The sequence below is a fragment of the Duganella flavida genome, from assembly GCF_009857445.1.
Taxonomy (GTDB): Bacteria; Pseudomonadota; Gammaproteobacteria; order Burkholderiales; family Burkholderiaceae_D; genus Rugamonas; species Rugamonas flavida.
On record NZ_WWCN01000021.1, the window covers coordinates 89,883 to 95,921 of the forward strand.

Below are 6,039 nucleotides of genomic sequence, written 5' to 3' on the forward strand. Positions count from 1 at the left end.
AACAAAAGTAAAGACCATGACTACGGATCTTCAAGAACAAGCAGCAGCGCCGGACGAAAACAAAATCATCGCCGAGCGCCGTGCCAAGCTGGCCGCCATCCGCGAACAAGGCATCGCCTTCCCGAACGACTTCAAGCCAGAACACAAGGCTGCCGACCTGCACGCGCAATACGGCGAGAAGACCCGTGAAGAGCTGGAAGCCGCTCCTGTTACCGTCAAACTGGCAGGCCGCATGATGCTGAAGCGCGAAGCCGGTAAGAAGGCCGCTTTCGCCACCCTGCAGGATTCGTCGGGCCCACAGGCCGATGGCCGCATCCAGATCTACGCTACGCTGGACCTGACCGGCGAAGCCGCCATGGCCGCCCTGCACCACTACGACCTGGGCGACATCCTAGGCGTGGTCGGCACCCTGTTCAAGACCAAGACCGATGAACTGACCATCAAAGTCACCGAACTGCGCCTGATCACCAAATCGCTGCGCCCACTGCCGGATAAATTCCACGGCCTGGCCGACCAGGAAACCAAGTACCGCCAGCGCTACGTGGACCTGATCATGAACGAAGAAACGCGCCGTACGTTTAAAGCACGTACCGCCGCGATGTCGTCGATCCGCCGCTTCATGGAAAAGCACGAGTTCATGGAAGTGGAAACCCCGATGCTGCACCCGATCCCGGGCGGCGCCGCGGCCAAGCCTTTCATCACCCACCACAATGCGCTGGACATGCAGATGTACCTGCGTATCGCGCCTGAGCTGTATCTGAAGCGTTTGGTGGTGGGCGGCTTTGACCGAGTGTTCGAGATCAACCGCAACTTCCGTAACGAAGGCGTGTCGGTCCGTCACAATCCAGAATTCACCATGATGGAGTTCTACGCGGCCTACACCGATTACCAGTGGCTGATGGACTTCACCGAATCCGTGATCCGCCAGGCTGCAGTCGACGCCAAGGGCACCTCCGTGCTGACCTACGGCGGCCGTGAGCTGGACCTGTCCAAGCCATTCCACCGCCTGACCATCGTCGGCGCCATCAACAAGTTCGCGCCGCACTACACCGACGAACAGCTGAACGATGCGGAATTCATCAAGAAAGAACTGCTGAAGTTCGGCGTGAAGCCGTTCGCCACCGCCGGTCTGGGCGCGCTGCAACTGGCGCTGTTCGAAGAAACCGCCGAAGCGCAGCTGTGGGAACCAACCTTCATCATCGACTACCCGGTCGAAGTGTCGCCGCTGGCCCGTGCTTCGGACACCCGCGAAGGCATCACCGAGCGCTTCGAGCTGTTCATGGTTGGCCGCGAAATCGCCAACGGCTTCTCGGAACTGAACGATGCGGAAGACCAGTCGGCACGCTTCCTGTCGCAAGTCGCCGCCAAGGACGCAGGCGATGAAGAGGCAATGTTCTACGACGCCGACTACATCCGCGCACTGGAATACGGCATGCCACCAGCCGGCGGCTGCGGCATCGGCATCGACCGCCTGATGATGCTGTTGACCGACTCGCCGAACATCCGCGACGTGCTGCTGTTCCCGCACCTGCGCCGCGAAGATTAATCTTCAACGCTCAACGAAGCCGCTCAAACGAGCGGCTTTTTTTATTCGCACTCAAAGTCTTCAAGACGGATACGCCATTTGCGGCGCTCGGGCAGCGGCCAGCACAGGGGGAAGGAATACCCTCCCCCTGCGGGTACTCTTACTGGATCACGCGATAGCAAGGCGTGTATGGCTTGCCGGCCAGTTTCATGCGGTGCTGCGCCACGAAAGATGCCAGCAGCGCGTCCATCGGCCCCATGATGTCTTTGTCGCCGTGGATCTCAAAGTGGCCGAACTGCTCGATGGCGCGGATGCCCTCTTCCTTCACATTGCCCGCTACCACGCCCGAGAAGGCGCGGCGCAGATGCGCGGCCAGCAGGTGCACCGGCTGGTTTTTGTGCAGGCTGAGGTTGCGCATGTTTTCGTGCGTTGGCGGGAATGGGCGCTGGAACTCGGTGTCGATCTTCAGCCCCCAATTGTAGTAATAGGCATCGCTGCGCGATTTGCGGAATTCACGCACCGCCTTGATCCCGGCCTGCATTTCGCGCGCCACCAGCTCCGGATCGTCAATGATGATCTTGTAGCGGCTTTGCGCTTCAGGGCCCAGCGTGTCGTGGATGAACTGGTTGATCTGCACGAAGTATTCGCGCGCCGTCTCCGGGCCGGTGAACAGCAGCGGGAACGGGATGTCGGCGTTATCCGGATGCAGCAGGATGCCGAGGATGTACAGGATTTCCTCGGCGGTGCCAGCGCCACCCGGGAACACCACGATGCCGTGGCCGGTGCGCACAAAGGCTTCCAGACGCTTCTCAATGTCCGGCATGATCACCAGTTCATTGACGATAGGATTAGGCGACTCCGCGGCGATGATGCCCGGCTCGGTGATGCCAAGGTAGCGGCCGCGATGCAAGCGCTGCTTGGCATGGCCGATGGTGGCGCCCTTCATCGGGCCTTTCATCGCGCCCGGGCCGCAGCCGGTGCAGATATCGAGGTCGCGCAGGCCCATTTCATAGCCAACCTTCTTCGAGTAGTTGTATTCCTCGCGATTGATCGAGTGGCCACCCCAGCACACCACCAGGTTCGGATTGATCATCGGCTTCAGCACGCCCGCGTTGCGCAGGATGTGGAACACGGCGTCGGTGATGCCTTCGGTCGAACCGAGATCGAACTTCGGATTATCGGTCACCTCGTTGCTGACGAAGATAATATCGCGCAGTACCGCGAACAGGTGCTCGTGGATACCCTTGATCATTTTGCCGTCCACGAAAGCGATGGCCGGCGCGCCCTTGATATCGAGCTTGATGCCACGCTCGCGCTGGACGATGCTGATGTCAAACGATTGGTACTTTTCCAGCAGTTCCTTTCCATCGTCGATAGTGCTGCCGCAATTGAGCACCGCCAGTGCACATTTGCGGAAGACGTTATAAAGGCCGCCTTGGCTAGTATCGAGCAGCTTGTTCACTTCCGCCTTCGAAAGGATTTCCAACTGGCCTTCGGGCGAAATCAGGGTATCGACAACGTCATGTTCCATGATGCTAAGTCCTATTCAGTTACTTCAGTTTCTCTTCTGCTTCTGTTGGTCCTGCGCCACCAATATACGACAAGTGGAAGATTTGTGCGCTGGAAATCATTAACACAAATGACACAACTTTGCAGGGAGACTATCAAAAAGTGCGTCGGAAGCGATTTGTAGATTAAAATGGCGCCCAATTTGGCTGCCCCACAAGGGAAGTCAGTCCCGATTGACCATAATTACAGGAGAAGCCGCATGAGCGGTGCGACCACCCAAGCGACGGAAGCTTCAATTCCGGAGTTCAAACAGATCATGGGCCACCCGGCCCCGCTGTGGATGTTGTTCATGACCGAGTTCTGGGAGCGCTTTGCGTTCTACGGCATTCGTTGGGCCCTGGTGCTCTACATCGTGGCCCAGTTCTTCAGCGGCGACGCCTCCGGCCAGCAAACCGCTAGCGCCCTTTACGGCTCCTACTTGGCGCTGGTGTATGCGGCAGCGCTGTTCGGCGGCTACGTGGCTGACCGCGTGCTCGGCTACCAGCGCTCAATCCTGGTGGGCGCCGTGTTCATGGCCGCCGGCCTGTTCGCCATCGCCATCCCGGACGACACCATCTTCAAGATCGGCCTGGCCACCATCATCGTGGGTAACGGCCTGTTCAAACCGAATATCTCGACCATGGTCGGCAAGCTGTACTCGGTTGCCGATCCGCGCCGCGACTCCGGCTTCACCATCTTCTACATGGGCATTAACACCGGCGCCCTGATCGCCCCGGTACTGACCCAGATCCTGGCCGAACAAGTCTTCGGCGTCGGCGGCATGCCATCGTACAAAGTGGTGTTCATGGCGGCTGGCGTCGGCATGCTGATCAGCTTGGTATGGTTCTACATCGGCCGCGCCCAGCTCAAGGGCATCGGCGCACCGGCCGCTGAAGCGACTGGCCTGGCCCGCGTGGCCTACGTGGTGATTGGCTGCTTCGCCGTGATTCCAGTGGCCTACGCCCTGCTGGCCGTCGGCGCCAACACCCTGCAACTGGTGCTGACCGCGCTGTTCCTGGTGCTGGCCCTGATGCTGCTGATCGAAGGCTTCCGTAACGGTAAAGTAGCACGCGACAAAGTCATCGCCATGATGGTGATCTTCGCCTTCAACATCGTGTTCTGGATGTTCTTCGAGCAGGCAGGCAGCTCCTTCACCTTCCTGGCGGACAACATCGTGCGCCGTGATTTCGGTGGCTGGACCTTCCCGACTGCCTGGTTCCAGACCGTGAACTCGCTCGCCATCATCGGCTGCGCGCCTATCGTGGCAGCAGCATGGGTGCTGCTGGCCAAGCGCGATGCCAACCCGTCGATCCCGCGTAAATTCGGCCTGGGTATCCTGTTCAACGCTGCGGCGTTCGGTCTGCTGTGGTTCTCGCTGTCCTCGCTGGTTGGTGCTGACAGCAAGATCCCATTCTGGACCCTGTTCATGGTCTACGTGATCCAATCGGTGGGCGAGCTATGCCTGTCGCCGATCGGCCTGTCGATGGTAACCAAGCTGGCGCCGACCCGACTGGTGGGCCTGGGTATGGGCGGTTGGTTCCTGTCGACTGGTATCGGCAACAACCTGTCGGGCATCTTTGCCTCGCACGCCAGTGGCGAAAGCGGCATGTCGGTAGTGACCGCGTTGTCGGCCTACACCCAAGGCTTCTGGATTCTGACCATCGGCGGCGTGATCCTGTTCCTGATCGCCCCGCTGATCCAGAAGTTGATGCATGGTGTGAAGTAAAAGCAACCGGCGCCTCATCAGGCGCCGTTTTTATTTGTAGGCCAGCGATAGCGTCAAGCTGTCTGCAATATTTGCCTGGTTTCAGCCTCGCGAGGTAGTAGCAATTTGCGACTACTTTCCCCCTCAAGATTACTGCCGGTAGGCTAAGTCAGGGGCCGGCTGTTTCCGCCCCCAAGCCGACCTTCGCTAATACTCATGCTCATCGGGCATCGTATATTGAACGCAGAATGTTCACGAAATATCGATGCGCTCCCATAGCCCCCCAAACTGTTTCATATTTATCGATATGCGGGCCATCGTAAGCGAGGATGACGATTTTTCCACTCAGTTCTTGTTTAGCGCTTCCATCTAATAATGCGTCGAAAGATAGGCTTTTTTCCAGTTGTGTCGCACTTAATTTCACCACGACTTGGTTTGTTTCGTTAAGCTTAATGAGATGCGAACCAATTGTTATCTGCTTACCTTCCAAGATATTGGCTTTCGCGTTGGCCGCCAGTTCAACCGCGCAAAGGACAAGTGATTTTACGTTACGCGACTTGTACTGCTCAACCATGGGAACGAAAGTAGAGTTAAAGTCAACAAACCCAATGTCCGTTGCATTTTGTGCGAGTGTAGGCAAGGGAATCCAACCGCTTGAACCTGTCACTGCCGTCTTAAATGAGCCAGGAAGTGTAAATTTTTCTGCAAGTGGATTCGGTGCAATTTCCGAGTTGTCTATCCGCGCCTGGAGGACAGTTTTAATCCTGGACAATGAATCGGCCAGGCGCTTGTCGTCTTTTTCATCCCTAGCTTGGTCGAAAAAAAACTTCACAATAAGACCTCGGGCTCCCGCGTCAGCAATAGCATTGACACCCTTAGCCAAGAGAGAGCGGTTTAACGGCATCGAACCAAACCTTGCCTCTGTATTTTGGTCGATAAAAACAACAGCAAAATCTTTGTCAAATGATCCAGCCAATGCCACAGGAAGCGCTGTAAGCGTAAGAAAAATGAAGCATGCCAATCGAGTCAAAGGGCTATTAATCATCATTGGAAATCAATTTGAAGCCTCTACTCCAACTTAAATGACCGGTATTGGCCGATAGCACTCACAACTATCACAAGCGCTAGAACTATTTTTTGCTGCCCTGGCGCGTCGTGTCGTAATACTGCCAGAGCACATTGACGATCTTCCATTCGCTATGATCGGTCTTATACAGGTGCATATAGTCGATCCATTCATCGGCGCTTAACTTGACGGTTG

General features: G+C 57.0%; 4 protein-coding genes. 2 read left to right on the forward strand and 2 right to left on the reverse strand.

Annotation, left to right across the window (positions count from 1 at the left end):
- The first annotated feature begins 16 nt into the window (after positions 1 to 16).
- Positions 17 to 1,546 (forward strand): lysine--tRNA ligase, encoded by a 1,530-nt coding sequence (lysS, locus tag GTP46_RS25760; RefSeq protein ID WP_161009487.1) that lies wholly within the window; start codon positions 17 to 19, stop codon positions 1,544 to 1,546.
- A gap of 139 nt (positions 1,547 to 1,685) precedes the next feature.
- Here lysS and ppnN read toward each other — a convergent pair whose 3' ends face one another.
- Entirely contained in the window at positions 1,686 to 3,056 is a 1,371-nt protein-coding gene (gene ppnN, locus GTP46_RS25765; RefSeq protein WP_161009488.1) for a nucleotide 5'-monophosphate nucleosidase PpnN, read from the reverse strand.
- Between the two features lie 237 nt (positions 3,057 to 3,293).
- Between ppnN and GTP46_RS25770 the strand changes: the two genes are divergently transcribed.
- A complete protein-coding gene (locus tag GTP46_RS25770) occupies positions 3,294 to 4,799 on the forward strand; it encodes a peptide MFS transporter (protein ID WP_161009489.1) in 1,506 nt (501 codons plus the stop codon).
- A gap of 199 nt (positions 4,800 to 4,998) precedes the next feature.
- Here the strand turns inward: GTP46_RS25770 and GTP46_RS25775 are convergent, their stop codons facing one another.
- Complete coding sequence (locus GTP46_RS25775) at positions 4,999 to 5,826, reverse strand: CHASE2 domain-containing protein (RefSeq protein ID WP_161009490.1); 828 nt, start codon at positions 5,824 to 5,826, stop codon at positions 4,999 to 5,001.
- Between the last annotated feature and the right edge of the window lie 213 nt (positions 5,827 to 6,039).

Bases quoted from the DNA above. Each gene is read 5' to 3' on its own strand.
- lysS (WP_161009487.1), top strand. From the start codon at position 17: ATGACTACGGATCTTCAAGAACAAGCAGCAGCGCCGGACGAAAACAAA.
- ppnN (WP_161009488.1), bottom strand. From the start codon at position 3,056: ATGGAACATGACGTTGTCGATACCCTGATTTCGCCCGAAGGCCAGTTG.
- GTP46_RS25770 (WP_161009489.1), top strand. From the start codon at position 3,294: ATGAGCGGTGCGACCACCCAAGCGACGGAAGCTTCAATTCCGGAGTTC.
- GTP46_RS25775 (WP_161009490.1), bottom strand. From the start codon at position 5,826: ATGATGATTAATAGCCCTTTGACTCGATTGGCATGCTTCATTTTTCTT.